The 25,983-nt window shown below is 67.3% G+C and carries 22 protein-coding genes; 5 read left to right on the forward strand and 17 right to left on the reverse strand.

The annotated features are described in order from the left end of the window. Nucleotides 1-87 precede the first annotated feature (87 nt). Complete coding sequence (locus JOD62_RS06565) at nucleotides 88-1,227, forward strand: ROK family transcriptional regulator (RefSeq protein WP_204938504.1); 1,140 nt, start codon at nucleotides 88-90, stop codon at nucleotides 1,225-1,227. A 35-nt stretch (nucleotides 1,228-1,262) separates the two neighbouring features. Here JOD62_RS06565 and JOD62_RS06570 read toward each other — a convergent pair whose 3' ends face one another. The 6 genes from JOD62_RS06570 to JOD62_RS06595 all read right to left on the reverse strand — a co-directional run bounded on the left by JOD62_RS06570 (nucleotide 1,263) and on the right by JOD62_RS06595 (nucleotide 8,902). Next, nucleotides 1,263-2,234, reverse strand: a complete 972-nt coding sequence (locus tag JOD62_RS06570; RefSeq protein WP_204938505.1) for a Gfo/Idh/MocA family protein — start codon at nucleotides 2,232-2,234, stop codon at nucleotides 1,263-1,265. Nucleotides 2,235-2,266: 32 nt separating this feature from the next. Further along, nucleotides 2,267-4,633 (reverse strand): hypothetical protein, encoded by a 2,367-nt coding sequence (locus JOD62_RS06575; protein ID WP_204938506.1) that lies wholly within the window; start codon nucleotides 4,631-4,633, stop codon nucleotides 2,267-2,269. 40 nt (nucleotides 4,634-4,673) lie between these two features. Then, nucleotides 4,674-5,528 (reverse strand): carbohydrate ABC transporter permease, encoded by an 855-nt coding sequence (locus JOD62_RS06580; protein WP_204938507.1) that lies wholly within the window; start codon nucleotides 5,526-5,528, stop codon nucleotides 4,674-4,676. Further along, nucleotides 5,521-6,423, reverse strand: a complete 903-nt coding sequence (locus JOD62_RS06585) for a carbohydrate ABC transporter permease (RefSeq protein ID WP_204938508.1) — start codon at nucleotides 6,421-6,423, stop codon at nucleotides 5,521-5,523. Before JOD62_RS06585 ends, JOD62_RS06580 begins: the two co-directional genes overlap by 8 nt. A gap of 65 nt (nucleotides 6,424-6,488) precedes the next feature. Continuing rightward, nucleotides 6,489-7,760, reverse strand: coding sequence for an ABC transporter substrate-binding protein (locus tag JOD62_RS06590; RefSeq protein WP_204938509.1), 1,272 nt, complete (start codon nucleotides 7,758-7,760; stop codon nucleotides 6,489-6,491). 47 nt (nucleotides 7,761-7,807) lie between these two features. Further along, the gene (locus JOD62_RS06595) at nucleotides 7,808-8,902 is read right to left on the reverse strand and encodes a dihydrodipicolinate synthase family protein (RefSeq protein ID WP_271171469.1); all 1,095 of its coding nucleotides are present in this window, start codon (nucleotides 8,900-8,902) and stop codon (nucleotides 7,808-7,810) included. Between the two features lie 198 nt (nucleotides 8,903-9,100). Here JOD62_RS06595 and JOD62_RS06600 point away from each other — a divergent pair, with 198 nt between their 5' ends. Then, on the forward strand, nucleotides 9,101-9,835 hold the full coding sequence (locus JOD62_RS06600) for an SGNH/GDSL hydrolase family protein (RefSeq protein WP_204938510.1): 735 nt from the start codon (nucleotides 9,101-9,103) through the stop codon (nucleotides 9,833-9,835). A gap of 78 nt (nucleotides 9,836-9,913) precedes the next feature. On the opposite strand, the gene JOD62_RS06605 is transcribed toward JOD62_RS06600, so the two are convergent. Further along, nucleotides 9,914-11,455 carry a carbohydrate-binding protein gene (locus tag JOD62_RS06605; protein WP_204938511.1) on the reverse strand — a complete coding sequence of 514 codons (1,542 nt, stop codon included), beginning with the start codon at nucleotides 11,453-11,455 and terminating at the stop codon, nucleotides 9,914-9,916. Nucleotides 11,456-11,612: 157 nt separating this feature from the next. Here JOD62_RS06605 and JOD62_RS06610 point away from each other — a divergent pair, with 157 nt between their 5' ends. Beyond that, complete coding sequence (locus tag JOD62_RS06610) at nucleotides 11,613-12,374, forward strand: alpha/beta fold hydrolase (protein WP_204938512.1); 762 nt, start codon at nucleotides 11,613-11,615, stop codon at nucleotides 12,372-12,374. Nucleotides 12,375-12,459: 85 nt separating this feature from the next. Here JOD62_RS06610 and JOD62_RS06615 read toward each other — a convergent pair whose 3' ends face one another. The 7 genes from JOD62_RS06615 to JOD62_RS06645 all read right to left on the reverse strand — a co-directional run bounded on the left by JOD62_RS06615 (nucleotide 12,460) and on the right by JOD62_RS06645 (nucleotide 19,949). Then, entirely contained in the window at nucleotides 12,460-13,020 is a 561-nt protein-coding gene (locus tag JOD62_RS06615) for an endonuclease domain-containing protein (RefSeq protein ID WP_204938513.1), read from the reverse strand. 560 nt (nucleotides 13,021-13,580) lie between these two features. After that, the gene (gene mnhG, locus JOD62_RS06620; RefSeq protein WP_204938514.1) at nucleotides 13,581-13,973 is read right to left on the reverse strand and encodes a monovalent cation/H(+) antiporter subunit G; all 393 of its coding nucleotides are present in this window, start codon (nucleotides 13,971-13,973) and stop codon (nucleotides 13,581-13,583) included. Beyond that, on the reverse strand, nucleotides 13,970-14,239 hold the full coding sequence (locus tag JOD62_RS06625; protein WP_204938515.1) for a monovalent cation/H+ antiporter complex subunit F: 270 nt from the start codon (nucleotides 14,237-14,239) through the stop codon (nucleotides 13,970-13,972). The genes mnhG and JOD62_RS06625 overlap by 4 nt, the downstream gene beginning before the upstream one ends. 1 nt (nucleotide 14,240) lies before the next feature. Next, a complete protein-coding gene (locus JOD62_RS06630) occupies nucleotides 14,241-14,828 on the reverse strand; it encodes a Na+/H+ antiporter subunit E (protein WP_204938516.1) in 588 nt (195 codons plus the stop codon). Then, nucleotides 14,825-16,384 (reverse strand): Na+/H+ antiporter subunit D, encoded by a 1,560-nt coding sequence (locus JOD62_RS06635; protein ID WP_204938517.1) that lies wholly within the window; start codon nucleotides 16,382-16,384, stop codon nucleotides 14,825-14,827. Before JOD62_RS06635 ends, JOD62_RS06630 begins: the two co-directional genes overlap by 4 nt. After that, nucleotides 16,381-16,995: a Na(+)/H(+) antiporter subunit C gene (locus JOD62_RS06640; RefSeq protein ID WP_204938518.1), complete on the reverse strand. Its 615-nt coding sequence runs from the start codon at nucleotides 16,993-16,995 to the stop codon at nucleotides 16,381-16,383. Before JOD62_RS06640 ends, JOD62_RS06635 begins: the two co-directional genes overlap by 4 nt. After that, nucleotides 16,995-19,949, reverse strand: coding sequence for a Na+/H+ antiporter subunit A (locus JOD62_RS06645; RefSeq protein WP_204938519.1), 2,955 nt, complete (start codon nucleotides 19,947-19,949; stop codon nucleotides 16,995-16,997). Before JOD62_RS06645 ends, JOD62_RS06640 begins: the two co-directional genes overlap by 1 nt. Nucleotides 19,950-20,171: 222 nt before the next feature. Between JOD62_RS06645 and JOD62_RS06650 the strand changes: the two genes are divergently transcribed. Then, nucleotides 20,172-21,677, forward strand: coding sequence for a hypothetical protein (locus tag JOD62_RS06650; RefSeq protein ID WP_271171470.1), 1,506 nt, complete (start codon nucleotides 20,172-20,174; stop codon nucleotides 21,675-21,677). On the opposite strand, the gene JOD62_RS06655 is transcribed toward JOD62_RS06650, so the two are convergent. Continuing rightward, on the reverse strand, nucleotides 21,674-22,768 hold the full coding sequence (locus JOD62_RS06655; protein WP_204938520.1) for a LacI family DNA-binding transcriptional regulator: 1,095 nt from the start codon (nucleotides 22,766-22,768) through the stop codon (nucleotides 21,674-21,676). The genes JOD62_RS06650 and JOD62_RS06655 overlap by 4 nt on opposite strands. Nucleotides 22,769-22,827: 59 nt before the next feature. Here JOD62_RS06655 and JOD62_RS06660 point away from each other — a divergent pair, with 59 nt between their 5' ends. Further along, the gene (locus JOD62_RS06660; protein ID WP_204938521.1) at nucleotides 22,828-24,060 is read left to right on the forward strand and encodes an MFS transporter; all 1,233 of its coding nucleotides are present in this window, start codon (nucleotides 22,828-22,830) and stop codon (nucleotides 24,058-24,060) included. Here JOD62_RS06660 and JOD62_RS06665 read toward each other — a convergent pair. Both JOD62_RS06665 and JOD62_RS06670 read right to left on the reverse strand, forming a co-directional pair. Further along, on the reverse strand, nucleotides 24,057-24,698 hold the full coding sequence (locus JOD62_RS06665; RefSeq protein WP_204938522.1) for a response regulator transcription factor: 642 nt from the start codon (nucleotides 24,696-24,698) through the stop codon (nucleotides 24,057-24,059). The two genes, JOD62_RS06660 and JOD62_RS06665, sit on opposite strands and share 4 nt — an antisense overlap. Then, nucleotides 24,695-25,888 (reverse strand): sensor histidine kinase, encoded by a 1,194-nt coding sequence (locus tag JOD62_RS06670; protein WP_204938523.1) that lies wholly within the window; start codon nucleotides 25,886-25,888, stop codon nucleotides 24,695-24,697. Before JOD62_RS06670 ends, JOD62_RS06665 begins: the two co-directional genes overlap by 4 nt. Nucleotides 25,889-25,983 lie beyond the last annotated feature (95 nt).

Raw genomic sequence — 25,983 nt, forward strand, 5'->3', positions numbered from 1 at the left:
TTGTACACAGATTCAGCCCAGAGCCGGGACTTCCGTTTGGCCATTGTGTTACGTTTACTCGACCATTCATCGAATCAGTGAGGCCCCATGTCCGGCACCGATCGCCTCCCCCTCTCTGCGCGCACAGCCGTGCACCTGCGTGACTCCGGCGCCGCGACGGTCACCGACCTCGCCCGGGCGCTCGATCTCTCTCGTACGTCGGTCGAGAGCTCGGTGACTCAGCTCGTCGCCGCCGGCATCGTCGAGGAGACCCTGACTCCGGCGGGCCCTCGGGGCGCCGGCCGCCCCGCCCGCACCTATGAGTTTCGCGCCGATGCAGGCCTGATCGCAGGGTTGGACGTCGGCACGCACAGCGTACGTCTCCTCCTGGCGGATCTCGCCGGTGTCGTGCGGTCGCGGCACTCCTTCCCGGGTCTCGACACGACCGCGACCGGGGCCGAGCAGATCGATGTCGTCATCGGGCACCTCCGTCAGGCCCTCGCGTCCGAAGGACTCGCACCGGGATCTCTGCGCGCGATCGGGATCTCCCTGCCCGGCATCGTCGATGCGACGGGCCGGGTGCTCACATCCGTGATCGTGCCCGGATGGGGGAGCATCGATCTGCCGGCGCAGTTCCACGCAGCATTCGGATGCCCGCTCGCCATCGACAACGGTGTGCGCCTCGCCGCTCTGGCGGAGCACCACCTCGGCGCTGCGCGACTCGTCGATGACGTTCTGTATGTCTCGGTCGGCACACGCGTATCCGCCGGCGCGATTCTCGGTGGTCAGGCCCGGCGCGGAGCGCACAACGTGGCAGGCGACATCGGCCGACTCGCGGTCCGGCAGAGTGATCCGACCACAGGAGAGATCGTCTGGCGCAGCGCAGAGACCGGCGAAGACGCCGCCCGGCTCGCCATGTCCGGAGATGAGGATGCCCGCGCCGAGATCGAACACCTGGTCGACGATCTCGGTCGCAGCCTCGCGCTCCTGACGATGGCGATCGACCCGGCGATCGTCGTCATCGGCGGCGGCATGTCACTCGCCCGCGAGGCATTCCGTGAGCCCCTCGCACGCGCCGTCTCGCGCCACACGGGTCTTCCCTTCGAACTTCCGATCGTCAGCGCCGCCCTCGGAGCGGATGCCGCCGCATACGGCGCTGTCGTCTTCGCCTTCGGGCAGTGCGCGGATTCGCTCTACGGCGGAGTCACGCTTCCCGAGCCGCGCGTGGTCCCCCTCCCTGCCGCGTGACTTTCTGATCGCGCAGCAGGGAAAGGGGGCGGCCATCACCCTTCGGTGACCGCAGCCAGCACGAGTTCTGCGGTCCGCATCGTGTGCAGTGCCCCCGCGAGCCCGACACGCAGCGGATCCCCCGCGGTGATCGCACGTGCGAACGCCAGGTACTGCTCCCGAAGTGCCTCATCGGCGTCGACGGATCGCCACCGTTGCTCGTGCAGCACTCCGTCGTCGTCGACGTAGGTGATGCCCGCACTCGCATCCTCCACCCACGCCGTGCCACGGTCTCCGGTCAGGGTCAGGCGCATACGGGGTCCCCCGCGTGCCACGAGACTCGCTTCGAGAACGCCCAGGCAGCCGCCCGGGAACCGAAGCGCGGCAGCGAGACTCTCCTCGACGTCCACCCCGGGAACACGCGAGGTTCTCCGGTACCCGCGTGCGTCATCCGGCGCGCCGAGGAACCAGACCAGCAGATCCAGGGCGTGCCAGCCATGGTTGAGAAGATTGCCGCCACCCGCCGCCGCTCGACCACGCCATTCGGCGTCCGTGAAGTAGGAATCATCTCGCCAGACGGAGGTGTCGAGGTGCGCGGTGCCGATGCGTCCGAGAAGACCGGCACTCAGCGCATCCTTGACCGCAGCCCCGCCGGCCTGGAACCGTCGCTGGCTGACGACGTCGACGAGCAGGCCACGGCTCAGCGCCTCGCTCTCCATCACCTCGCACTCCTCGGCGGACCTGGCGAGCGGCTTCTCGAGCAGCACATGCACATCGCTGCGCAGCGCGCGCAGCGCGACCTCCACGTGCGCAGCGGTGGGAACGACGACCGTCGCGATCTCCGGACGCACCTGTGCGCACGCCTCCTCGACGTCGTCGTACGCGGCGACTCCGAGCTCCGCCGCCAGTTCCGTCGCGCGCTGCGCGTCACGGTCGACGACAGCGGCCAGCCGCAGCCCGGGAGAGTCCTTGATGGCCTGGGCGTGGGCGCGGGCGTACGCTCCGGCGCCTATGAGTAGGACGTCCACCTGTCTCCTTTCGATGAAGCGATCGCGAGCCGTCAGTCCAGCACCGTCGAGTAGTCGAAACCGTTGACGGTGAGGATCGACGGCGCGAGGACGGCGACGCCGTTGACCTTGCGGAACAGCTGCTCGCGGGCCACGATGTCCGTTCCCACCTGCAGCAGATCACCGCCCGGCGTCGTCACGGCTGACGAGTGCACGGTGGCCGACTGCTGCTGCGAGATCTTGGCCAGGGCCGTCTGGGAGGCGAACGTCTGCGCCTCGGCGAACGACGCGCAGGGGCCGGTCCGCGCGTAGAGCGTGACCGCGGCGCGGTCCGCGACAAGTGCGGTGCGCGTCGCAGACTCGAACTGCGTCAGCGCCAGTCGTGCCATCCCGACGTCGAGGCCCGGCTGGTCCACGACGAATGCCGCCTGCACCGTGTGCCCGTCGATTCCGTCCGCGCGGAGCACACGCACGGCGACACAGCTGTCTCCCTCCCACATGGTGACCGTGGAGGTGAGAGTCGCCGGCGTCTCCCCGACGACGGAGGTGTCCACGACGTTCCCGTCGACGAGGACAGCCTCGGCGACACTCGGGATCAGGATGTTGGTCTCGAACGATGCCGTGCGCACGCCCGCGGGGCGCAGGTCGAGCTGGGTGAGCAGTTCACCGCCCTTCTGCACGGTTACGGGGTAGAGCGGCGCGTGCAGCGGGGCAGACCCGCTGTACGTCTTGCCGTAGGGATCCGTTCCCGCAGACGGGACGAAGCTCACGGTGCCCACCGTCGGATCGCTGCCGACCGCACTGATGCTGATCGCCTTGTCGTAGGGCGTCGGCGCGCCCATGCCCGGAATCACGTTCGTGAACGACTCGCTGGTGCTTCCCATCGCACGGCCGTTCTCGATGTACGTGTAGCGGTCGAGGAACCGGTTGGGATCGGTCTTGGCTTCGACGATCTTCGGAGAGGCGAGCGCCATGGTGCGGTGCGCAGGGCTCGGGTGATAGACGAGGCCGCGATACGAGACGAGCACCTGGTAGTTGAAGACGGAATAGGAGTCGAGCGGACGCGTGCGCCAGTCCTCGACCCTGAGGAAGTAGGCCGGACCGTTCGAGTGGGTCCAGTCGTACTCGCGCGCGGACGAGCCCGCCATCGTCTCCCGCCCGGGCAGGTAGTTCGCGGCGATGTCGTACCAGAAGAAGTCGAGCGCCTTGCGGAACTCCTCTCGCACGACCGGGTCCTGCACGTACCCGTAGCCCATCATCAGCGCTCCGAGGTCGATGCCGTAGTAGACCGTCGACCCGTACTCGCGGATGCCCCATTCGCGTGTGTAGTCGAGCCAGTCGCGCCACCGGTCGACGCCATCCTGATAGAGCGCGGTGTCCCCGGCGCCCTGACCGACGAGGATCATCTGCACGTCGCGCAGGAGCCGCGCATTGGTGTACCCGAGCTGGGCGTGCGAGGCATCCGCCGTCGAGCGGGATGCCAGCACGAATCGCTCACGGATGGTCTGCTGCTGCGCCGCGGTGAACTGGGTGAAGTACTGCGGAGCATTGAGGATGCCCGCGCCCAGCAGCAGCGAGAAGGAGGTCGCGTTGATCTCGGGCGTGCCGTTCGCCACCACGGCGACTCCCACACCGGCTCCCGTCTGCGACGGGGTCCATGCGCCGGGAGCGTCGTCGGCGATCGGCGAGCCGGTCAGCGTCATCGAGTCGACCGAGACCTTGACGGGAAAGTTCGTCACGCCGCGCTTCTCGAGCAGCCGAAACGAGACGGTCGTACTGGTCGAGCCGCTGAGGGCGCTCGAAACGTCGACACTCACATGCTCCCAGTCGGTCGTACCACCCGACACGTCACGCTCCCAGACGACCTGACCGTCGACGAGCGCTTGGAAGAGGTGATAGTTCGCCTGAACAGCCGTCACGGAGTCCTTGACGTCGAACGACAGCACATGCGGGCCTGCGTCCAGGTCGACAGTACGGCTGATGAGCGACGAGGCGCCGGCCACGGTCGGCGTGCTGGGTGCGACGCTGAACTGATAGCACTCGACGCCGTACCAGCAGTTGCCCCAGATGTCCTGCGGCATCGCCCCGTAGTCCGGGTGCGACGGCTCCATGGTCTGATGGTCGAAGACCAGCTGCAACGCCTCCCACGCGGCCGTGGGATCCGAGTGCTCGGCGAGCTCATGGGCGACGACGCTCATGAGACGCCGCGAGGTGACGACCGGGGTGCGCTCGAACATCGCGTCCTGGAAGGCATCGACCTCGGTGATGATGCCCGTGGCGATCTCGTCGAGGCGGTCTTCCCAGGTGAGCGTCATGGGGCGTGGCCCGCCCGGTGCCGCCGCCGCGGGAACGGCAGTGCCGACGGCGAGCGCCGAGGCCAAGACGGCTGCTCCGAGTGTGGTCCATCGTGGAAACTTCATTGTCTCTCCTTGCGTGATGGTCGTGCGTACGGTGGACTGTTCAGCCCTTGAGGCCGCTGAAGGCGATGCCTTCGATGACACGGCGCTGCAAGACGATGAACACGATGAGGATGGGAATGGTCGCCAGAACACTGCCGGCCATGATCACGGGGTAGTCGGTGATCTGATCGCCCTGCAATGTGGCGAGTCCGACGGTGAGTGTCATCGCGTCTTGACGGGTGTTCACGATGAGCGGCCACATGAGGTCGTTCCAGGAGTACAGCACGGCCAGCACGGCGAGGGTGACGAGTGCCGGCCCCGCGAGGGGAAGCGTGACGTGCCAGAACGAGCGCCATGGGTTGCATCCGTCGAGCTCAGCCGCCTCGTCGAGTTCGACGGGAAGCGTCAGGAAGTACTGCCGGAGCAGGAAGGTTCCGAAGGCGTTGAACATCCCGGGGATGATGAGCGCCTGCAGTGTGTTGAGCCAGCCGAGGCTCGACATGATCTGGAACTGGGGCAGCAGGAAGAGCTCGCCCGGCACCATGAGCACCGACAGGAAGACGACGAAGATCACGTCACGCCCCGGGAACCGCAATCGCGCGAAGGCATACGCGGCGAGCGCGCAGAACACCAGCTGCGCCACGGTTCGCCCCACGGTCATGAGCACGGTGTTGACGAACATCTGCCCGAAGGGCAGCACCTCGAAGACCTCGGCATAGTTCGCCAGGTCCCAGGTCTCGGGGAGGATCGTGGGCGGTACGAGGATCGATTCGCCGTAGGTCTTCACGCTCGTGAGGGCCTGCCAGATGAAGGGGAAGACCATCAGCAGCGCGCCCGATGCGAGCACGAGATGACTGGTGGTCGACACCGCGGCGCTCTTGAGGCGCCGCTGCGGGAGCACGGGACGGTCACGCATAGTGGACGACCTTCTTCTGCAGAGCGAACTGAACGAGCGTCAGCAGCATGATGAGGATGAGGAGCACGACGGCGATCGCCGCGCCGTACCCCTTGTCGTTGAGCTGGAACGTGCGCTCGAAGAACAGGTAGACGATCGTCTTGGCCTGCGGCAAGGCGGGGTTCATGCGACCGATCATGATGAACACGAGGTCGAAGACCTGGATCGACCGCATCACCGTGATCACGGTCAGGAAGAACGTCGTGGGGCTCACGAGGGGGACGGTGATGGCGAAGAACTGCCGCATGCCTCCCGCCCCGTCCAGCGCTGCGGCCTCGTAGACCTCACCGGGGATGCTCTTCAGACCGGCGGACAGGATGACGACGTTGTAGCCGATGACGGACCAGATGCCGACGACGATCATCGCCGCCATGACGGTGTCTCCGTTGCTGATCCAGTTGGTGCCGCTGAGCCCGACGGCGCCGAGCACGGCGTTCAGGACCCCGAAGTCGCCGTTGTAGATCCACCGCCACATGATGGCGATCGCGACGGGCATCGTCACCATCGGCACGAAGTAGAGCACCTGGTACACCGATCGTCCGCGCAGGCCCGGCCTGTTGAGCATCGCCGCGATGACGATGCTCAGCGGAACAGAGAGCAGGACGCCCGCGGTGTAGAAGACGCTGTTGCGCAGTGTGGTGTAGAACTCCGCGTCGCCGACGAGGCGCGCGTAGTTGTCCCATCCGACCCATTCCTGGCCGCCGAACGCACCCCACTCGGTGAAGCTGAAGGCGATGCTCTGCACGACGGGCCAGAGGTAGAACACGCTCAGGCCGAGGCCGAGCGGGGCGATCATCAGATAGCCCCAGAGGACGTGCCCGGGGCGGTAGCGACGGGGTCTGCGCAGGCGAGACATGCCTTCTCCGTTTGTTGGACGGTGGGGTCGGACCGTCATCCGCTCCGACCCCACCGTGGATGCGTCTATCGTCCGGTCGCCAGGACGGCGTCGACGTCGACAGTGAGCTGTGAGAGGCCCTCGGGCAGAGGAACTTCTCCGCCGAAGATGCGCGTCATCGCGTCGACCTCGATGCTCGTCCATTCCGCCGTGTTGAGCGTGGCGGGAAGGGCGAACGCCGCGGCGAGCGACTCGTCATAGAGCTCCGTCAGGGCGAACGGGGAGTTGTCTGCCCATTCGCGCCACATCTCACCGAAGGCGGGAGCCTTGTCCTGGCGCTCGATGCGGATCTTCGCCGCCTCCTCCGAAGCGGTGAACGCCGCGAAGCGTGCAGCGACGTCGCCGTGCGCCGACTTCGCGTTGACCGCGGAGACGAGGGAGTTCACGCTGACTCCTTCGCGGGCGCCCGCCGGGAGCGGAGCGACGTCGACCGTCGACGCGAGCGCCGGGTCATCGGTGTAGGGACCGACGTTCCAGGTGCCGCTGTAGTACATCGCGAGCTTGCCGCTCGGGAAGAGCTGGTGCGCCGGAGTCTCCGCCAGCTGAGCGACGGTGGGCGACTGTCCGGCCTCGATGAACTGACGCCAGAAGGCGATGCCCTCCTCGGCCTCGGGAGTGTCCCAGTTGCTGCGGAGACCGTCTCCCGAGAGAACCTCGACTCCCGCCTGGTAGACCGTGTTGTAGTAGTTCGACTGGGAATCGACGCTGGACGCGATCCCGAAGACGCCCTGAGCGGGATCGGTGAGTGCGGCCGCGGCGACCTCCACGTCCGCCCAGGTCCACTCGGCCGTCGGGTAGGCGAGACCGGCCGCATCAAACAGCGGCTTGCTGTACCAGAGACCGATCGTGTCGAGGTCCTGAGGCAGGCCGTACTGGGCCCCCTCCCACGCGTACTTCTCCATGATCGCCTCGGGGTACTCACCGAGGTCTATTCCCTCCTGCGCGATGACATCGTCGAGCGGGGCGAGCACGCCGTTGCTCGCGTAGAGCGGCAGGTTGAGGTGGTTCATCCAGAACACATCGGGGGCGGATTCCCCCTGGATCGATGTCTGCAGCTTCGTCCAGTACTCACTGATGGGCGTCAGCTCGATCTCGATCGTCACACCCGGATTCGCCTTCTCGAAGGCGTCCGCGATCGCACGGAATGTGGGTTCCTGGTTGACGTTCCACATCCCGTATCGCAGCACCACGTCTTCCTGCGTGCCAGCGGATCCCTCGGGTGCGGGGGCGCCCGCGCAGGCGGTGAGCGCGAAGAGCGCACCGATACCAGCCAGGGCGCTCAGTCGAATGCCTTTCATGTCTCCTCCATCGGGTTGTCGCGCCGCATCGTTGCGGCGGCGTTGTACTACTTGAGCCACTCGTCCTTGTTGGCGTGGATGAACTCGTCGTCGCCGAACCACGGGTAACGTGCGTGCGCCTCGTCGATGAGTTCCCACTGCCCCGGAGAGAGGACTTCCGATTCCGCCAGGCACAGGGCGCTGGGGAGCAGACCCTGCCGGTGCAGGATCGCGTTGACTCCCGCGATGCATCCGCGGAAGTCGTTCGCCACGTCGAAGACAGCGGCATTCACCGCAGTCAGCTGCGGTGCTGCCCTGATCACCCACTCTGCCGCTTCGGCGTCGCCCTGGCGTGCAGCACGCACAGTGTCCAGCATCCGCACGGCGGCTCTCGTGCCCACGGCCCACTGTCCCAACAGGCCGCCGTCGAACCAGCGTGTTCCCTGCGGTGTCGCGAAGGGCGTGAAGAGGTCGCCGAGGATGTTGTCATCGTTGCCCGTGTAGAGCGCGATGTCGTTCGCCCTGCCCGAGGACAGCACCGCGTCGACGACGTCGAGCGTCCGGTAGCGGTCGAACGGTGCGACCTTCACCGCGACGACACCTTCGATCTCAACGAAAGCACGCCAGAAGGCGGGAGAGAGTCGGGGCCCGCCGATCGCCTCCTGCAGGTAGAAGCCGATCACGGGCAGCACTTCCGCGACCGCCCTCGCGCGCTCGAGCATCTCCGCGTCGGCGAGCTCCTGATGACGAAGCGGAGAAAGCAGCACGGCCTCGTAGCCGAGGGAAGCGGCCAGTTCGGCCTCCGCCACAGCGTCCGCGCGGTCTCCGGCGACCCCGGCGACGCGGAGCATGCGGGGATTCTCCAGGAGAACTTCGGCGGAGGCGGCGAGAACGGGCTCGTAGAGACCGAAGCGGGGCTCACGGATCTCAAACTGCGTCGTGTGCACCCCGACGGCGACGCCGCCGGCGCCCGCCGCAGCGTAGTACCGGCCGATCGCGCGTTGATGGCGGGGCGAGAAGCTCCGTTCCGCGTCGAGAGCGAGAGGCATCGCCGGGATGACCTGTCCCTCGCGAAGCAGACGGACGATGTCCGCGTGGCTTCGTGATGCGTCGACGCCGCTCGCGATCGCCTGCACGCCGTTTGATTCCGTTCCCACTGCCACGCCCGATCTGCTTCCTCACAAGGTGGCGCGACTGCAACCACCTCTTTATGACATTGCTCTTTGATAATTCACCACGAGTATTGCAAATGTCAACATGCGGATGAAACAATCTTGTTGGAGTATTCGCCAGAAGCCGCTCCCCCTCACCCCTGTCCAACGAGACAGGACGCCACGACAACGAGGCCGACAGGACCATCGATGAACTCTGACTTCTCTGCGCTTCGCTACGCACTCTCCACCCCTGCAGGCAAGACATGGGTGTTCACGGGAGATTCGATCACCCACGGGCTTCTGCACACCCAGGGTCAGCGCAGCTACACCGAACACCTGCATGAGCTCATCCGCGGCGATCTCGAACGGACCGACGACATCGTGATCAACTCCGCCATCAGCGGCTGGCGTCTCGCGCAGATCCTCGATGATTTCGAACGGCGGGTGGCGATGTGGCGACCGGACATCGTGGCGCTCATGATCGGGACCAACGACTGCTCCACGGGCGGCGTCTTCCCCGTGATCGAGCCGGATGCGTTCCGCGGCTCACTGCGGAAGTTCGTCCGCCGGGTACGTGAACGAGGCGCCCTTCCCGTACTCCAGACACAGCCCGGAATCGACATCGCCAACGCCCCCGAGCGCGCGCGCATCGGGGAGTTCGCCCAGGCCGTGCGCGATATCGCGGCCGAGGAAGGGGTGGTACTCGTCGATCACTACGCGCGATACGGCGAGTTCGGTGACGGCGGTGCCGCCGGGGGGCTGCTCAACGACCCGTTCCACCCCAACGGCGCAGGTCACGCGATGCTCGCGCTCGAGTTCGCCACTTCTGTGGAGTTCCCCGCCCACCTGCCCACGATGCGCCACCTTGAGGAGCGCGTGGACGCACGTCAGCGTTCAGCAGGGACGGGTCTGACGAGGTCCGGGCGCGGCATCCGCCCTTAACGTCCGGATGCCCCGGAGAGGCGACTCCGGGGCATCCGCTGTCAGACCGCGCGAGGCGCGCTGACTCCTATCGACCGATCAGCTGCAGGCGGCAACCAGCTGCCATGCACCCCAGGTAGCGGAGCCGGGAGTCTCACCCTGCGTCCACCAGCGAGCCTTGTAGTCAGAGCCCTGGTAACTGACCGTCGCGCCGCCGACGTAGGCGCTGCCCGCGACCCATGCGGGCGCGCACGTGGTGCCCGTCGGCTCGGTCGTGCCCGGATCCGTGGTGCCCGGGTCTGTCGGACCTGCGCCGGGGTCACACGCACCCACGAGGTTCCACACGGCGTTGGTGCCGGGGGTGTCGCCCTGCGTCCACCACTTCGCCGTGTACTCGGAACCGTTGTGGCTGACCTTGTTGCCGCCCGTGTAGACCTTCGACGACGACCAGGCGGGCGAGACGCAGTTCACGCTGCCGGGATCGGTCGTGCCGTCCGTCGTGCCATCGGTCGTGCCGTCTGTCGGGTCTGTCGTTCCCGGGTCGGTGGTGGTGCCGTCAGTGGTGCCGTCCGTCGGCTCGGTCGGACCGGGGGTGCCGGATCCACTGCCCAGACGCTGCCCGATGACGTTCGCCAGCTCGAAGTTGTTGGTCTTGTCCCAGTTGACCGACCACGTCATGACGCCACCGATCTTGCCGTACTGCTTCGCCGGCTTGAAGCTGCCGCAGTTGATGCCCTTCTCCAGGCAGTCGACCGCCTTCACGACGTTCGCGATCGGCTGGTAGCCACCGCCGGCAGCCTTCGGCACCGCCGGCACACCGATGCCGACCTGGTCGGGGCGCAGGCCCATCTCGAGCTTGATCACGCTGAGCGCGGTCAGGAAGTCCACCGAACCCTGCGAGTACACCTTGCCGTCGGCACCGAGCATCGCGCCCGAGTTGTAGTACTGGGTGTTCGTGACCGTCAGGATGTCTTTGATGTTGAGGGTGAGCTGGTAGTAGCCCATCGACGTCGCCTGGTAGTCGATCGTCTGCGGTGCCATCGTGAGGATCAGGCTGGGGCCGACCTTCGCCGAGAGCTGACGGAGCGCCGATGTCATGTACTGCGCGTTGATGCCGTGCTCGAGGTCGATGTCGACGCCGTCGAAGCCGAACTCCTGCATCGTCGCGTACACGGTGTCGGCGAAGTTCTTCGCCTCGGTCGCGTTCGACACGATGACGTTGCCCTTCTCGCCACCGACCGAGAGCACGACCTTGCGCCCCTCTGCCCGGACGGCCGCGACATCCGCCTTGAACTGCGCGTTCGTATAGCCACCCAGTTCGGCGCTCGCGACATCGAACTTCACGCCGCCGGGCGTGCCCGCCAGGTTCTCGGCGAAGGCGATCGCGACGAGGTTGTACGCCTTGGGAATCTCGCTCACACGCATGGTGACAGACTTGTTGTCGAAGTTGTGCCAGTAGCCCGTGAGCCACTGCGCCGTGCCCGCGGTCGCCGCAGCAGGCGCGGGCTGTGCACCCGGCTCCGCAGCCGCCACGGGGGCCGAAATGAAGATCGCGCTGGCCGCGACCGCCGCAGCCGTCGCCACCGTGGCAACAGCGCCGACGATGCCGCGACGACGGCGGGATGGGGAATTCAGTCTCACAGGAGTCTCCTTGGTTCTCCGCGCCGACGTGCAAGGGGAGCCATACCGTCGACACTGGTTCCGCCCACGCTAAGGAGGGGTCCCGCTGCGGCGCATCCGTGGTTTCCACATTCCTGTCTTCAGGGGATTGCGACCACGCCCGTACTAGCGTGGAGACATGCCGGAACGACTGCTCGCGCCCGCAGGGGCGCCCGCCTCGATCGTCGAGTTCGCACACGCAGGAGCCACTCTCATCGCAGAGGACTTCGGGACCGGCCGCAGCACCTTCGTGCTGCTGCACGGAATCGGTATGGGGCGCAGCGTCTACCTCGACCTCGTCCAGCGCTTGGAAGGGCGCGTGATCGCCCTCGACCTACCCGGGTTCGGCGAGGCCCCCGAGCCGATCCGCACCCTCACGATGGAACGCCACGCCGACCTCGTCGCCGCCTACCTCGACGAATCCGACGCAGAGGACGTCATCGTCATCGGCCACTCAATGGGCGCACAGATCGCCGCGGAGCTCGCCGTGCGACACCGTTCACTCGTCGCCGGCGTCGTGCTCGCGGGGCCCACGGTCAACACGGCCGCCCGCAGCATCGGCGCGCAAGCGACCTATCTGCTCCGTGATCTCCTCGGCGAACGTCCGCTCGTGATCTGGCGCGGCGCACGCGAGTATCTGCGCGGCGGGCCGCACCTCATCCGCAAGATGCGGGCGACCATCGTGCACGAGGCCGAGCGCGCCTACGCGCGGATCACGCAGCCCACCCTCGTGCTGCGCGGCGAGAGCGACCCGCTCGCCCCCATGGGGTGGTGCCGCGAGATCGTCGACGCGATCCCCGGAGCGCAGCTCGAAGTCATCCCGGATCACGGGCACGGAACGCTCATCAGCGACGCCGAACCCGCCGTGCGGCTCATCCTGGAGTTCGCGGAGCGGGTATAACTCCTTCAATATGCGGTGACAGCGACGGCAGTGTCGCATCTTTTCGCGAGCTGCGCACGCCGGGGGCAGAAACTGAAGGAGTTAGTTACCGGACGGTGGCCCGGGCATCAAGGATGTCGATCAGTGCCAAGCGGAGCCGATCTGGGTGATCCATGATGTCCGCAGCAAGCGGTCGCACCGTCGTGTATCCCAGACGCGCGGCCGCCAGATCGCGCCGACGATCCGCCACCTGCTGCTCCCACCCCGCATGAAACGCCCGACTGTCGCACTCGATGATCAACCACCCGTCAACCATGAAGTCCACCCGCCCCACACCGGGAATCCGTACCTGCGTCTCGAACGGCACGCCCAAGGTTCGAAGGATCAGACGCACGAAGGTCTCCGGACCGGACTCCGCCGACCCATCGGCGAGCGCGAGCAGAGAACGGAACCGGCGCGGGACGGTGTCGAAGACCTCGATGAGGTCTTCGCGCGTCATGAGTCCCAGAAAGAGCAGGCTGTCCAACGTCGCCAAAGCCGCGCGCGGCTCTTGACAGCGCACGGCGTGACGAACCACGTCGATGAGCGACGCCACATGCAGAAGTTCAGCCTGTTCAATGGCCGGATGCCAGTGCAGAGTCGTCGAACGTGCGCGCGGAGTCCGCAACCGCGACCCGCCCCGAACGATATGCACGTGCAGCCCTCGGGAGCGGTGCACGAAAACGCCGAGTTGCTGCAATACGGAGAGACACGAGGCGGCCGCCGATACGAACGGCCTCACGCACATGCGCGTCGAGGTTCGCGGACGCATAGCGATCGCGGCGGATCCGGATCAGCGCACCCGCGCGCACAGCGTTCGCGATGCGCCGCGGGGTCATTCCCTGCGCCCTCAGGTCAGCTCGGCTGTAAACCATCGGCCGGTACAGGGTGAGGAAGTGTTGTTGATGTGACTGGCGCATAGGCGCAGTCTCTGTGCGGTGGCCGGGTGCCGAAGCGGCCAACTCCGCGAGCTGGGGACGACGCGGGGAGGACGACCGTTGTGCAGAAGACCCCAGGCGGACACAACTCCTTCAATTTATGGTCGGCACAGGTGTGAGCTGCCGGGAAACCGGCGCGGCCCGCGCGACGTCGACAAAACTGAAGGAGTTGTTTACCGCGCGGGCAACGGGCCTCGGCAGCTCACACCTGTGCCGCGGCCCACTCGGCCCCGTCCCGCGAGCCGCTGAGCTAGCCGCCTGCGGCAGGTGGCGTCTCGCGCGACTCCGCAAGCTCGTCGACCACGAGCGAGCGCTCGTCGATCGTGCCGTTGCGGTAGGCCTGCCGCCCGACCATGTGCGCCGACAGCGGTGCGGTCGCGAACTGCATGAGCACCACAGGCACCACGAGGGCGATGCCCGTGACGATTCCGACGATCGAGCGCTGCGACAGCGCAATCGCCAGACAGATCAGCAGCAGCCCGAGCACCTGGGGCTTCGTCGCGGCATGCAGTCGCGTCGGCACGTCCGAGAAGCGCAGCAGACCGATCGCGGCCGTCAGGCAGAGCAGTGCACCCGCGAGGATGAGCACGAGCACCGCGACATCGATCACGGGATCCGGGATGACCAGGTCGAACACGTTCATGAGGTCGTGTTGTCCCTTCGTGCGACGTATCGTGCGACGGAGATCGATCCGAAGACGCCAACCGCGGCGACGATCAGCAGCACCGGAAGCGTGCGGATGTGCTGGTTGATCGCCATCTCGGCGCCCAGCACGCAGATCACTTCGGTGAGCAGCACATCGGATGCCACGGCGCGGTCGAGGATCGACGGACCGATGACGATCCGCACCACGGTGAGGATCGCAGCGATGCCGAAGACGATCATGATGATGAGCAGGAGGGTGTTCATGTCAGACGCTCTCCTTTCGTGCGGCTCGAGCCGCGCTCTCATCCGCGCGCAGAGCGCGATACTGCGCAGGCGAACCCAGCGCACGCACGATGCGGCGCTCCCAGCGCAGCACATCGTCGCGCTGCCGGTCGGCATCCGCCCGCGAGTTCACACCGATGATGTGCAGATAGAGGATGCGCCGGTCTCGATCGGCTTCGACGACGAGCGACCCGGGGATGAGTGACGAGGTAACAGAGACGTGCGTCATGATCATGTCGTCGGCGTACCGCAGCGGAACCGCGATGATGGCGGTGCCCGGGTGGCGGCGCAGATTCAGCGCCTGCGCGGCGACCGTGATCGAACCGCGCACGACCGCTGCGAGGAACTGCACGATGAACAGAGCGGTGTACCAGAGGTTGACGCGCCCGGACAGTTCGATCGTCGGCAGGCGGAAAACGCGGGTCACGAACAGCGCAACGATGATTCCCGTCAGGAACGACAGCACCGTGAACTGCCCCCACAGCAGCATCCACAGCAGCACGAGCCAGAGGAGGAACGGCACCTGCAGCCAGATGTCGCGCCAGAAGGGCGAGCGCATCTCGGGGCTCATTCGCCGACCTCCTCGTCTGCGAAGACGAGCTGAACGGGCTGAAGCAGGGCGTCGCCGATCCGGTCGCAAAGGGCGTAGAGCGGCCCGGCGAAGATCGTCAGCGCGAGAGTCACCGCGACCATGCCGCCCGTGGCGACGGTCATGATGACAGGGATGCGGCGGCGCTGAGACTCGTCATCGGCGGCCGGGGCCGTGCCGAGGAACGCGGTGTGGCCCCCGGCTTCCGCGTCGGAGGTGTCGTCATCCTCGCGCCAGAACGCGAGGTTCCATGCGCGCATGAGCGCATAGAGCGTGAGCAGCGACGTGATGATGCCACCGAAGATCAGCACGATCATGAGCGGGGTGCCGACGGAGGCGGCCGCTTCGAAGAGGGCGAACTTTCCGATGAACCCGGAGAACGGAGGCAGACCGCCGAGGTTGATCGCCGGCACGAAGTAGAGCACGGCGATCAGGGGCGCGGCACGCATGAGCCCCTTGACCTTCAGGATCGAGGTGCTGCCCGCCCTGCGCTCGACCAGGCCCACCGCGAGGAAGAGCGTCGTCTGCACGACGATGTGGTGCACGATGTAGTACACCGTGGCGCCGATCGCGGCAGGCGTCGCGATCGCGAGGCCGAAGATCATGTAGCCGACGTGACTCACGAGCGTGAACGACAGGATCCGCTTGAGCTCGGCTTGCGCAACCGCGCCGAGCACCCCGACGATCATCGTCGCCAGGGCGATGATCAGCAGCAGCGTGTCGATGCTGTTGGAGGCGAAGAGCTGCGTCTCGGTACGGATCAGCGCGTAGACGCCGACCTTCGTCAGCAAGCCGGCGAAGACGGCGGTGACGGGTGCAGGCGCCGTCGGGTAGGAGTCCGGCAGCCAGAACGACACCGGGAAGATCGCGGCCTTGATGCCGAAGGCAGCGACGAGCAGCAGGTGCAGCACAAGCTGCGTCTCCTGCGGCAGCTCACCCATCCGCTGCGCGATCTGCGCCATGTTCACCGTGCCGAGCGCGCCGTAGATCACGGCGATCGCGGCGAGGAACAGGATCGACGACACGAGCGAGACGACGATGTACACGGCGCCCGTGCGGATGCGCGACTCGGTGCTGCCGAGGGTGATCAGCACATAGGACGCGACCAGCAGGATCTCGAAGCCGACATAGAGGTTGAACAGATCGCCCGCGATGAAGGCGTTGAAGATTCCCGCCGCGAGGATCAGGTACGACGGGTTGAAGATCGAAATCGGGGTCTCTTCGGCGCCGTCAGCGGCACCTTGACCGATCGAGAAGAGCAGAACGGCCAGGAGCACAATGCTCGAGATGAGCACGAGCAGCGCGGCGAGTCGGTCGACGTAGAGCACGATGCCGAACGGCGCAGGCCATCCACCCACCGAGACGGCGATCGCGCCGTGAGCGTCGACCGTCACCAGCAGCACCGCCGCGATCACCGAGACCACGGCCAGCGTGACGATCGAGACCGTGGCCTGCAAGCGCAGACGCTTGCCGAAGATGAGCGTCGCGGCAGCACCGAGCAGCGGGATCGTGACGAGGAGGGGAACCAGGGCGCTCATCGCGCGTCCTCCTCGGGGGTGTCAGGGGCGGATGCCTCGGGCTCGGCGGATTCAGGGGCGGATGCATCCGCCGGTGAGGGTTCCGCCTCGGGGGCCGCGACGGGCGCGGCATCCGCGGAATCGACCGGAGCATCGTCGACGATCCACGGAAGATCCCGACTGTGCAGCACGCGAATCGGCGCCGTGTCGACACCCACGAAGTCGGTGGTGGCGTCGTCGTCGTCAGTGTCGCTCTCGTCGTCCATGAGGTCTTCTTCAGCGTCCGTGCGCTCACGCAGCGCGAGGTCGTCCGCGTCGTCCTCGACCGTGTCCGCCTGGCCGAGCTGCCAGGAGCGGTAGATGAGGGCGAGCAGGAACGCCGAGACCGCGAAGGTGATGACGATGGCCGTGAGCGTCAGCGCCTGAGGCAGCGGATCGCTCACCGTGCCCTCGGCACCGTAGAACGGTGCGACGCCGGGCACGCCCATGACGATCAGCAGAAGCAGATTCGTGGCGTTGCCCAGCAGCAGGAAGCCGATGAGCACGCGCGTGAGGCTGCGTTCGAGCATCGCGTAGACACCGCAGGCGAACAGCACCGCCATGATGATGATGAGCGTGAGCGAGACATCCATCAGGCACCCACCCCTCGCGTGCGCTGCGCATGCGCCTGACGATCGACCTCAGCGCCGAGGCTGCGCAGCACGTCGAGCACGAGGCCGATGACGACGAGGTAGACACCGATGTCGAAGATCGTCGACGTGACGAACTCGACGTGCCCGATGACCGGGAGCGTCGCCTCCCAGAACGTGCTCGTGAGGGGCGCTTCGCCGAAGAACAACGGCACGACCGCGGCTCCCACCGCGAGGATGAGGCCCGCGCCGAGCAGGCGTCCGGCGTCTGTGGGAGCGGCGGCACCGAGCTCCCAGCGCCCACCCGCCACGTACCGCATGACGAGCGCCATGCCCGCGACGAGACCGCCGGCGAAGCCGCCGCCCGGCAGGTTGTGTCCGGCGAAGAGCAGGAAGATCGACACCACGATGATGGTGTGGAACAGCACGCGCACGATGACTTCCAGCAGGATCGAGCGACTCTGCGGGTCGACGTGCTGACTGCTCACGAGCCAGGCGCGCGGGGCGTCGCGGTTCTCCGCCGTGCGGAAGCGCAGCCCCTCGGTCGTCTCGACCAGCGGGATGCGCGCCTGGACACGCCGCGACGCATCCGGCAGGTTCTTGGTGCTGGAGAGCAGATCGTCGCGATGCGTGACGAAGACGAGGGATGCGACACCGGTCGCCGCGAGCACGAGAACGGAGAGCTCACCCATGGTGTCCCAGCCGCGGAGGTCGACGAGTGCGACGTTGACGACGTTCTTCCCGTGTCCGAGCTCATAGGCCAGCTCGGTGAAGGCGACGGAGATGGGCTCGGCGATGCGCGCGCTCGTCGCGACGATCGCGACCAGCGCCATCGTGACGCCGACGGATGCGCCGAGCACGGCACGAGGGATGCGTCCGACGGACGCGTTGTGCTCCCCCATGCGCGCGGGCAGTCGACGCAGCACGAGCGCGAACGTCACGAGCGTGACGGTCTCGACGAGGATCTGCGTGAGCGCGAGGTCGGGCGCACCGCTGGTTGCGAAGAGCACGACCATGCCGAGACCTGTGACCGAGACGAGCACGACGCCGGTGTAGCGCTTCTGGGCACGGACCGCGATGATTCCGGCGGCGATCATGATCGGCGCGACGACCAGCTGGATCGGAGTGTGCCAGGCGCTCAGCTCTGCGCGCGCCGGACCGCTCGCGAACAGTGCCGTCGCCTCGGCGGCCACGACGACGACGAAGATCGTGCCGACATACACCGGAAGCGAACCGCGCTGCGTGAGCGTGGTCGTGAGCACGGAGAGCCGGTCGATGCCGCGCACCACGAGGTAGTAGCCGTCGATCGCGGTGAACGGGAGCAGCCTCTTGCGACTGCTCCAGCCGAGGCGCAGCGTGAAAACGAACAGCCCGATGCCGAGCGCGATCGCCAGCAGGGAGATGAAGAGCGCAGGTTCCAGGCCGTGCCACAGCGCAAGATGCCCGGGCTCGAGCGGAGAGCCGTCGTAAGCGGGAATCGTCGACGTGTGGGCGTAGCCCTGCAGCGCGTGATCGACGAGTGGAGCCGCGAGGCCGATTAGCGACAGGCCCGACAGGACCACGGGCGCGACGAGGAATCCGAACGGCGGGTCGGGCCATGCCGTTTCTGGAATATATTCGCCGGCGGAGTCCTTCTTGCGCCAGAACGCACCCCACAGGAAGCGCGCGCCGTAGGCCGCGGTCAGCACAGCGCCGAGAACGACACCCATGAACGCCACGAGTCCCCAGGGGGATCCGAGCTGGGCATCATGCAGGAGCGCGGTGAGCGCTGACTCCTTCGCGACGAAGCCGATCGTCGGCGCGATGCCGGCCATGGAACCGATGGCGATGAAGGCAGCTGTCGCCATGACCGGCGCCTGGCGTCCCACGCCCGAGAGTTCGTTCACGTCACGCGTGGACAGCTGACGGTCGATGACGCCGACGATGAGGAAGAGTGCCGACTTGAAGAGCGCGTGACCGATCACGAGAGCGAGGCCCGCAAGGGCGGCATCCGGGGTTCCGTAGCCGATCACGACCGTGAACAGACCGAGCTGACTCACGGTGCCGAACGCGAGGATGCGCTTCAGGTCGGTCTCACGCAGCGCCTGATACCCGCCGATGAGCATCGTGAGCACGCCGAGGCTGATCACGACCGGGCGCCACGGACCCGACAGGGCGAAGACGGGAGCGAGGCGTGCGATCAGGTAGATGCCCGCCTTCACCATGGCGGCGGCATGCAGGTAGGCGCTGACGGGAGTCGGTGCGGCCATGGCACCGGGCAGCCAGAAGTGGAAGGGGAAGATCGCCGACTTGCTGAGCGCGCCCACCAGGATCATGACGATCGCCGCGTCGATGAGCGGCCCCGTCGGGGCGAGTTCGAGGATCTCCGTGATGCTCGTCGTCCCGGTGTCCACCACGAGGAGCACGACGCCGACGAACATGACGAGGCCGCCGAGTGTCGTGACGAGCAGCGCCTGCAACGCCGAACGTCGGCTCGCACCGCGTCGGTTGTAATACCCGATCAGAAGGTAGGAGAGGATGCTCGTCAGCTCCCAGAACATGACCAGCAGCACGAAGTCATCGGTGAGCACGAGTCCGTACATCGCGCCCGCGAAAGCGAGAAGCACCGCGGCGAACTGACCGAGGCCAGGCTCGGGCTTCTCGGAATCGAAGTACCAGCGGCAGTACAGGAGCACCAGGGCACCGACGCCGGTGACGATGAGGGTCAGCACCCAGCTGAGGACGTCCATGCGGAACGACAGGGTGATCCCGAGCTGAGGGATCCACTCGACTGATTGCTGGGGGATGTGTGCGGCATCGGATGCGCCCGCGATGACGGTCGGCGTCAGAAGCGCTGCATGAACAAATGCCGCTGCGGGAATAAGAGCCGCCACAGCGAATGCCCGCGCGCCGATCCACTTCACGAGCAGCGGCAGAAGCAGCGCAGAGAGCGTGAACACGACGAGGAGGGTCAGCATGTGCGAACTCCTCTGGCTCGTCGGTCGGCGGGCGACTCAGGCGGGCGGTACTCGTCCATTTTACGGGGAAACCAGGCCGGTCCCGACCGTTTGGGGGACAGAAACACGCGAAAGGCGCATCGGATCACCCCTTGGCAACCAGCGCCCAACAGGCGTTTCACGTGAAACGGTGCGCTCAAGATTTCTCGACAATTCCTTGCCATGGCACCGCAGAATGGAGCGGTGACTCACCTGCGACGGGCTCTGCCGGAGATCGGTGGATGGGCGGCGGCCATTGCGATCGCGGTGATCATCGTCGGTCAGGTGGCTTCCACGGCGCGAGCCGAGGTGCTGTTCCGGGATGCGGATTCCCTCATCGTCGCACTCGTGACGAGATCCCTCGTCGAAGGTTCAGCGACACAGTGGGCCATGTCTCCGGTGCTCTTCCTCCCAGAGGTCGCCGCGTTCCTTCCCCTCTGGCTCGTCGCACATTCCCTTCTCGGCATGAATCTGTTCGGAGTCCTGGCGGTGAGCGCCGTGATCACTGTCGCGCTGCTCTATGGGGCTCTCCGCTTCGCAGCCGGGCCCCGCGGGGAGGGCCGATGGCCGATCGTCGCGGCCCTCGCAGCGCTCAGCCTGTTCGGGATCCTTGCTGCAAGTGAGTCCTCCGCGTCTCGCGACTCCCTCGAGTTGGCCTCCCTCGCACTGACCTCCACCTACTACATCGGAGCCGTCGCGGCGATGCTCTTCACCATCGGCGCTCTGCGTCGCCACCGCGAGCAGCCGCGGCACGGCACCGCTCTGCTGATCACCCTCGCGCTGGTCGCATTCGTCTCCACGCTGTCGAACCCGCTGTTCATCGCCTGGGCGACCGCACCGCTCGCACTGCTGCTGGGCTGGCGGATGTTCCGGGGCGATGTGCCCGCACGGCGGGAGCTCGTCCTGCTTGTCGGAGGCTCGGCGCTCGGCTTCCTCAGTCGCATTCCACTTTCGGCATGGATTGCGGACACGAGCGCCGCCTACGCCCAGCCCGCGCGCTGGCTCGACGCGGCGAGCGCCTACCTCACCCTGCTCGGTGAGCGACTGAGCACTCCCCAGGGACTCCTGGCCGCGTTGCTCGTCGTCGGTCTCCTCGGGCTCGGGATCGAGCGCACGCGACACGTCCGCGATTCAGGCACCGCCCTCGTCGCGATGGCATCCTGGCTCATCCCTGCCGTGGTAGTCGTCGGGATGATCGCAATGGGAACGCAGTCCGCGCGCTACCTGCAGCCGGTCGTGTGGGCGCCTCTCCTCGCGGTGCTGTGCCTACCTCGCCCGCCGCTGCCCCGCCGACTGCGCATGGTCCTCGCGGTGACGCTCTCGATCGTGCTGCTTCTCATCGCGGTCCTCAGCACACAGCGGATCCGCACCGCGGTGCAGCATCCGGATCCCGACCTCGCCTGCGTGACCGACCGGATCCGCGCACACCCCGAACAGACCGGCGCAGGGCAGTTCTGGACGGTCCGCCTGCCCAAGGCGCTCCTCCCCGATCCGTCCCAGCTCGTGCAGGTCGATCATGAGCTCAACGCCTACGCCTGGCTCGTCGACCGGGGCGACTTCTCCGTCGACGCCGTCACGTTCCTGATCGAGGATGCGCAGACGGTCGCCGGGAACTTCCCCGGGCGAGAGAACGCCACAGAGATCTCGTGCGGTCGGTACACGATCGTGCAGCTCCCCGAGCCCGTGCCCCTCGGTCCGCAGAGGTCCTAACTGCGCGCGGCGGGACCCGTGGTGGTGCCGATGCGGAAGGTGCAGTTCAACAGCTGGGAGCTTGCGGGCTCACCCCGCAGCATTCGCGCCACCGCGGCACCCGCCGCGCGGCCCTTCTCTGCCGATGGCTGCACGACCGTGGTGAGCACGTGGCCACCGAGACCGTCGACTTCGACCCCGTCGAAGCCGGTCACGCTCACATCCTCGGGCACCCGCAGGCCGAGCTCTTCGGCGGCGCGCACGACGCCGGCAGCGAGCAGGTCGCTCTGCGCGATGATCGCCGTTGGGCGACGACGCGGACCGTCCTCCGGCACGTCGAGCAGCAGCCGCCCGGCCAGCACTCCCTCGTCGATGAAGCTGCCCTCACTCTGGACGACCTGCGCATCCGGGAAGGCCTGCCGCACATCGCGCAGGCGGCGCGCGGTGATTTCGACGCGGATGCGCGCGATCTGCTCCTCGGTGACGAAACCGCGTTCAAGATCCAGCCCGAACGGAAGAGTGACGATCGCGACGTCTTCATGGCCGAGGTCGCGCAGATGCGTGTTGAGCTGCGCGGATGCTTCGTCGCTGTCGAGTTCGACGTGCGCGGCATCCGCTCCGCCGTCGCCTTCGATCACCACGACCGGCAGCCCGCGGGCGCGGATGACGTCGAGGCTCTCATAGGTGCGGGGCGTGCAGCTCAGGAGCACGACCGCGTCGACGGGCGCGGTGTCGAGGGTGACGGGGTTCTCCCCGCCGGGGTCGTGCCGCAACAGAAGCACGCCGGAGCCGAGCGTGGCGAGTGCGTCGGTGAGGCCGTCCATCGTGGCGGTCTTCACGGGGTCGAGGAAGGCGGTGCGCAGGTGCTCTTCGAGGACGACCGCGACGATGCCGCTGCGCCCCGTGCGCAATGAGGCGGCCCGCGGATCGGGCCCGGCGTAGCCCAGTTCGGCCGCCGCATCCAGCACGCGCTGCCGGGTCGCATCCGACACCTTGGTCTTGCCGCTGAAGACCACCGAGGCGGTGGAGCCGGAGACTCCGGCGGCTCGGGCGACGTCGGCGATCGTCGCTCGGCGGGGCGCCGGCGTGCGGTTCGTCTCGGTCGTGCTCATAGAAAGGAGAATACCGCGCCCCTTCTGCGGCATCGAATCGTTTCGATACGATGGAGTCCATGGATGCCACCCTCACCCGCCCGGTCTACGTGCGCTGGCGTACCGCGATCTTCGCGATCTTCTTCTCCAGCGGCCTCTCGATCGCCACCTGGGCATCGCGCGTGCCAGACATCCGCCTCGCCCTCGAGATCGACAAGGCGCAGGTCGGAATGCTGCTGCTCGGCGCAGGCATCGCCTCCATCATCGGCATCTCCTCGAGTCCTGCCGTGCTGGCGCGCACCGGTGCCCGGCTCGGGATGATCCTCTCGATCACGACCTTCGCGACCGGTGTCGCCCTGATCGGCATCGGCGCGAACGTCTTCGGCTCCTTCCAGATCGTGCTGCTGGGACTCGTGCTGTTCGGACTCGGCAATGGGTGCGTCGACGTCATGATGAATGTCGAGGCCACCGCCATCGAGCAGCACTCCGGCAAGACGATCCTGCCGCTGTTCCACGCGTTCTTCAGCTTCGGCACCGTGATCGGCGCGGGCATCGGCGCCCTCGCCGCCCTGTGGCAGATCTCCGTCTTCGCGCATGCCGTGACCGTCGGAATCCTGATCTTCGTGATCGGCGCTGTCAGCGTGGCCAACGTTCCGCGCCGCGCCGAGACACTCGACCCCGTCGAGGGCGACACCGAGAAGGTGCACTGGCGCGAGCGGATGCACGTGGCGCTCTCCGCCTGGCGGGAGCCGCGCACCTACGCGCTGGGTGTGGTCATGCTCGGCATGTCGTTCGCCGAGGGCGGCGCCAACGACTGGCTCGCCCTCGGAGTGGCCGAGGAGCACGCGGGCGGCACGCCCGCTCTGGGTGCGGCGGCACTCGCCGTCTTCTCCGTCGCGATGACGACCGTGCGCATCTTCGGCGGTCCCCTCGTCGACCGTCTCGGCAGAGTGATCGTGCTGCGGGTTCTCGCGTTGACGGCGGCTGCGGGCATCCTGCTCTTCATCCTCGCGCCGTCGATTCCGATGGTCTTCCTCGGCGCCGCACTCTGGGGCATCGGGGCGTCGCTCGGATTCCCACTGGGAATGTCCGCCGCCGCGGACGACCCGGCGAAGGCCGCCGCGCGCGTGAGCGCCGCCGCCACGATCGGCTACATCTCCTTCCTCGGCGGTCCGCCGGTGCTCGGCTTCATCAGCGAGCACATCGGCCTGCTGAACACGCTGTACATCCTGGTCGTGCTGGCCGTGGCATCCGGTCTGTTCTCGGGCGCCGCCCGTCCGCTGCGCGAGGACGAGAAGACGCCGACCACCTAGGCGCGGGGTCGGCGTGCGAGCGCCGCCGCATGCGAGCGGCTCTCCGCGCCGAGCTTGGCGAGCACGTTCGACACGTGGGTCTTCACGGTCGGAAGAGAGATCCCCAGTCGATCGGCGAGCTGACGATTCGACCATCCGTTCAGGATGCCGTCGAGCACCTCGCGTTCCCGCGTCGTGAGCTCGGGCTGATCTGCAGGATCGGGCGCAGCATCCGGCGCATCCCGCACGACGAGTGCGAGCGCACGGCGCGTGACTTTCGGATCCAGTGCCCCGTCGCCAGCGGCGACCGCGTGCACAGCCTGCACGAGCGTCGGCGCATCGACGGTCTTGAGCAGGAACCCTGCCGCACCCGCGCGCAATGCGCCGAAGACCAGCTCGTCCTCATCGAAACTCGTCAGCACGAGGACGTCACTGAGGCCGCGTTCGACGATCTCTCTCGTCGCCGAGACGCCGTCTCGGCCGGGCATCCGCAGGTCCATGAGCACGACGTCCGGGCGCAGCGCCTGCGCATTGCGCACCGCCACATCGCCGTCCGCGGCCTCACCGACCACCTCGACTCCGTGCGCTTCGAGCATGATCCGCAGGCCCGCGCGGATCGCGCCATGATCGTCGGCGAGCAGCACCGTCGGCGCACTCATGCCGCCACCTCTCGCGGAAGCACCGCATCCACCGACCATCCGCGGGCGATCGGCCCCGCATGCAGCGTGCCGCCCAGCATCCCCACCCGCTCCTTCAGCATGCTCAGCCCCCACCCGCTGCCGCTGTAGCCGGGAACCGTGAAGGACGTGCCCCCGCGCGAGATCACGCGCACGCGCACCGCCTCGTCCTCCGTGGCGAGAAGCACATCGACCTCCGCGCCGCTCGCGTGCCGAGCACAGTTCACGAGGGCCTCGCGGATCGTCCGCACCACCGTCTGCTCGGCGGCAGACGACAGCGGCGTGACGGCCTCGAGCACCGCCGTGACCTGCAGGCCCGATCGGCGAGCGTCGTCGATGATCGCATCGAGGTCTGCCAACCGGGGTGTGGAGAGCGGATCTCCCTCGCCGTGCCGCAGCACCGTGATCATGCTGCGCAGCGCCCGGTGCGCGTCGAGTCCGGCATCGCGGACCGCCTGAAGCGCCGCCCGGTCGCGCTCCTGCGCAGGCGCGGTCGACAGCGCCGCCTCGGCGCGGATCGCCATGGCCAGCACGTGCCCGGCGACGACATCGTGGAGCTCCTTCGCCATCGTCTCGCGTTCCTCGCGGATGGCCTCTTCGCGGTCGCGCTCCGCGGCTTCGGCCGCCGCATCCGCACGCTGACGGTGCAGCTCTGCGAGTTCGTTGGCCTGTGCCATCGCGACCGCCCACCAGTAGTCGGTGCCGAAGATCGCCCCGAACTGCGCCGCCGTCAGCAGCGCGACCGGGAACGGCATCCGCGCCATCAGCAGCGCTCCCGCGAAGATGACGATCACGGCGATGACGATGGCCCACAGCAGGCGTCGACGAACAGCAGGCGACGCCTGGAAGGCCATGAACCAGAGCACATCCAGGAGCACGAGCAGGGGCCCGATGCCGCCGACGGTGAGCAGGTCGACCGTGAAGACGACGCTCGCGCCGATCAGGGAGAACAGCGGCGCGCGGCGCTTGGTCAGCATGAACACCGCGGCGGGAAGCACCGTGAGAAGCGTCGCCCAGGAGGATAACCCCTCGATCGCGAGCGGCATGAACCGCCAGCTTCCGCCGACCCCGAGCGCGGCGATCAGAACGCTGAACAGCACGACACCCAACGCATCGAGCACGAGGCGGTGCCGCTGATACGCCTCGCGAATCCACGATCCCGCCTGTGACATGACTTCATGCAACCATGCCCGACCTCCCGTCGCATCCGCCGAAGGTATGAGCCGTTGCGCAGGAAGACGGGACTTTCGCCCGATCTCAGAACGTG

The sequence above is a fragment of the Microbacterium keratanolyticum genome, from assembly GCF_016907255.1.
GTDB classification, from domain to species: Bacteria; Actinomycetota; Actinomycetes; order Actinomycetales; family Microbacteriaceae; genus Microbacterium; species Microbacterium keratanolyticum.